Source organism: Neisseria sp. HMSC065D04 (genome assembly GCF_001815675.1).
In the GTDB taxonomy this organism is placed as follows: Bacteria; Pseudomonadota; Gammaproteobacteria; order Burkholderiales; family Neisseriaceae; genus Neisseria.
Window position 1 is genome coordinate 1 of sequence record NZ_KV821483.1, and the last position, 2,908, is coordinate 2,908.

Genomic DNA, 2,908 nt, shown 5'->3' on the forward strand with positions numbered 1-2,908 from the left:
ATGCGATCAACGGCAGCCAGTTGTATTACACCAACCAGGCGATTAACCAAAGCGTGACCAACATCGGCAATTACGTGGTGAACATGGGCAACCAAATCAACCAACGTATCGACAATGTGGAAAGCGACTCCAAAGCCGGTACCGCAGCAGCCATGGCGGTCGCCGGTCTGCCGCAAGCCTACCTGCCGGGTAAGAGCATGATGGCGGTTGCAGGCGGCGTTTACCGCGGTGAAAGCGGCTACGCAGTCGGCTTCTCCAGCATCTCCGACGGCGGCAACTGGATCATCAAAGGTACCGCTACCGGTAACTCGCGCGGCCACTACGGCGCGACCGCAGGTGTCGGCTACCAATGGTAATCCTGACCTAAAGCCTGTTTGAAGGCAAAGCAAAGGTCGTCTGAAAACCCGAAACAGGGTTTTCAGACGACCTTTTTCTATATCGGATTGCATGGGAGGGGATGGTTTTCCAATATGCTCGGTTTCGCAAACACCCGCTTGACACAAAACGCTAAGATTTGTTTTCAGACGACCTTGCAGTCATGTCCGACTATTTTTTGTGGCAAAATTCAGCCATGTTCCACATGGTCAGTCCGCGTATTTAAACTGAAGAAATTTCAAGCCGGCTGACCAAACAGATTACAAGGAGAAACAGACATGAGCAGCATTTTATCCTCACTGCGCTATCCGCTGATTCAAGCACCGATGGCGTTTGCACATGACACAGCACTGACTTTGGCTGTCGGCAAAACCGGCGCTTTGGGTTCGTTGGCGGGGGCGATGTATGACACCGCGGGTTTGGAAAAAGCGTTGGCACGGATGAAGCAGGAAGGCGGCGGCCGTCCGTACAACCTCAACTTTTTCGCCCACCGCACGCCGTCTGCCGAACGAGCGCAATACGAGGCATGGTCTGCCGTGTTGCGTCCGTATTTCGAAGCTTACGGGCTGACGGAAAACGACATTCCCAGCGGCGGCGGACGGCAGCCGTTTGATGCCGATGCGTTGGCATGTGTGGAACGTTACCGCCCGCCTGTGGTCAGCTTCCACTTCGGCTTGCCCGCGCCCGAATACTTGCAGCGCGTCAAAGCGACGGGTGCGGAAGTGTGGAGCAGCGCGACGACGGTCGAAGAAGCCGTTTGGCTGGAACAAAACGGTGCGGATGTCGTGATAGCCCAAGCGTGGGAAGCGGGCGGTCATCGGGGATGGTTTTTAAACCGCAATCCCGACAGTCAAAGCGGCTTGTTCGCCCTGTTGCCCGCCGTCCGCAAGGCCGTGCGCCTGCCCGTCATAGCCGCAGGCGGCGTTTCCGATGCCACCGCCGTCCGCGCCGCGTTGGGATTGGGCGCGTCCGCAGTTCAGGTCGGAACCGCCTTCCTGCTCGCAGACGAAGCCCTGACCAAACCCGCCCACCGCGCCGCCATCCAAACCGCCCGTCCCGAAGATACCGTGGTGACCAACTTGTTCAGCGGCGGCGCGGCGCGCGGACTTTACAACCGCTTCATACGCGAAGCTGGTCCGATGAATGACGCAGCGCTCCCGTTCCCCTTGGCAGGTGCAGCCGCCGGCGCATTGAAAGCCGCCGCCGAAAAACAAGGCTGCTACGACTTTTCTCCATTTTGGGCAGGGCAAAACGCAGGACTATGCCGCCCCGGCAGCGCGGCAGAAATCGTCGAACGGTTGTGCGGCAGCATCGAGCGTTAGGACGGTTTGAGCACAGGCAAGGTGGACGTTGCAAGAAGGTCGTCTGAAAATTGAAAACTGGTTTTCAGACGACCCGTAGCCCACGAAATGAAGATAAAGACAACCGCCCGATTCGGATTGTCGGACAGCAGGTTCGCGGACAAAGCCCACGCTACGGATTGGGTTTCTTCCGAGCTTGTCGATTGGTGGTGCCGGAGGTTTTCCATTTGCCGTCAATCAGGGGTTTGCGGGTAATGCGCAGCCTGCCGTCGGACAGATATCGCTTTTCCTGAACATATAGTGGATTAACTTTAAATCAGGACAAGGCGGAAGCCGCAGATACAGTACAGATAGTACGGAACCGATTCACTTGGTGCTTCAGCACCTTAGAGAATCGTTCTCTTTGAGCTAAGGCGAGGTAACGCCGTCCTGGTTTAAAGTTAATCCACTATAGAAACCGATTGCAGCCCTTTACCGGAGATGCCGCGAAAGCGTCCACCCATATGGAACGCTGCGCCCGATTTGGTGAACGTTTTGATTTATGCTTTATACTTATAGAAAACAAGAGGAAGTGATATATGTCTTTCTTTAAAAATAAATTAGGTATCTGGCTGGCATTAATCTATCTAATCGCATCAATGGTTATTTTGGGTGATAGTACAGAGGGGAGCTGGGGAGGTTTTCTTCTCTTCGTCGTAGCCTTTCCCTTTTCCATTTTGTCCTTATTCGTTTCCAATTATGTAAATGGCCCGTTAGCCAATTGGGTATTTATCTTTCTGAATGCAATTTGGTGGTTTTTACTGGGATGGTTAATCACTAAGATTTTTAGAAAAAAGATTCAAACAGAATAAATCCGGATTGACGATGATTTTTGCAAAGGTCTCCCGTAGCGTGGGTTTTGCCCACGAGATAAAAGTCAAAATGGATGCCCATTTGGCTGTTGTCTGATTTGGATTTTTAGATAGCGGATTTTGTGGGTGCAGCCCACGCTACTTGGGTTATCCCAAATCTGGAGAGATTGAATAAAAGGTCGTCTGAAAACTCTGAGAGTTGAGTTTTTCCAAAACTCAACTCTCAGAGTTTTCAGACGACCTCGTTTTTATTCGCAACCTGCCCCCTCTCCCGTCCGGCGGGAGAGGGCTGGGGAGAGGGTGGCTCTACGGTTTGCACGAATTTGCTTTACCTAAACCTCAAAAGTCACCCCCCATCCTAACCTTCCCCCGCCGGACGGG

Annotated in this window: 4 protein-coding genes; 3 read left to right on the forward strand and 1 reads right to left on the reverse strand. The window is 53.2% G+C overall.

Annotated elements, in window-relative coordinates:
- Together HMPREF3050_RS02005 and HMPREF3050_RS02010 are read left to right on the forward strand one after the other, a co-directional pair.
- Window positions 1–356, forward strand: a 356-nt coding sequence (locus tag HMPREF3050_RS02005; RefSeq protein ID WP_141758381.1) for a YadA-like family protein, incomplete at its 5' end; no start/stop codon positions are given.
- Window positions 357–653: 297 nt separating this feature from the next.
- The gene (locus HMPREF3050_RS02010) at window positions 654–1,697 is read left to right on the forward strand and encodes an NAD(P)H-dependent flavin oxidoreductase (RefSeq protein ID WP_070773267.1); all 1,044 of its coding nucleotides are present in this window, start codon (window positions 654–656) and stop codon (window positions 1,695–1,697) included.
- Here HMPREF3050_RS02010 and HMPREF3050_RS14105 read toward each other — a convergent pair.
- Window positions 1,694–1,903: a hypothetical protein gene (locus tag HMPREF3050_RS14105; protein ID WP_141758382.1), complete on the reverse strand. Its 210-nt coding sequence runs from the start codon at window positions 1,901–1,903 to the stop codon at window positions 1,694–1,696. The genes HMPREF3050_RS02010 and HMPREF3050_RS14105 overlap by 4 nt on opposite strands.
- A gap of 351 nt (window positions 1,904–2,254) precedes the next feature.
- On the opposite strand from HMPREF3050_RS14105, the gene HMPREF3050_RS02015 reads away from it, so the two are divergent.
- Window positions 2,255–2,527, forward strand: a complete 273-nt coding sequence (locus tag HMPREF3050_RS02015; protein ID WP_070773268.1) for a succinate dehydrogenase — start codon at window positions 2,255–2,257, stop codon at window positions 2,525–2,527.
- Window positions 2,528–2,908 lie beyond the last annotated feature (381 nt).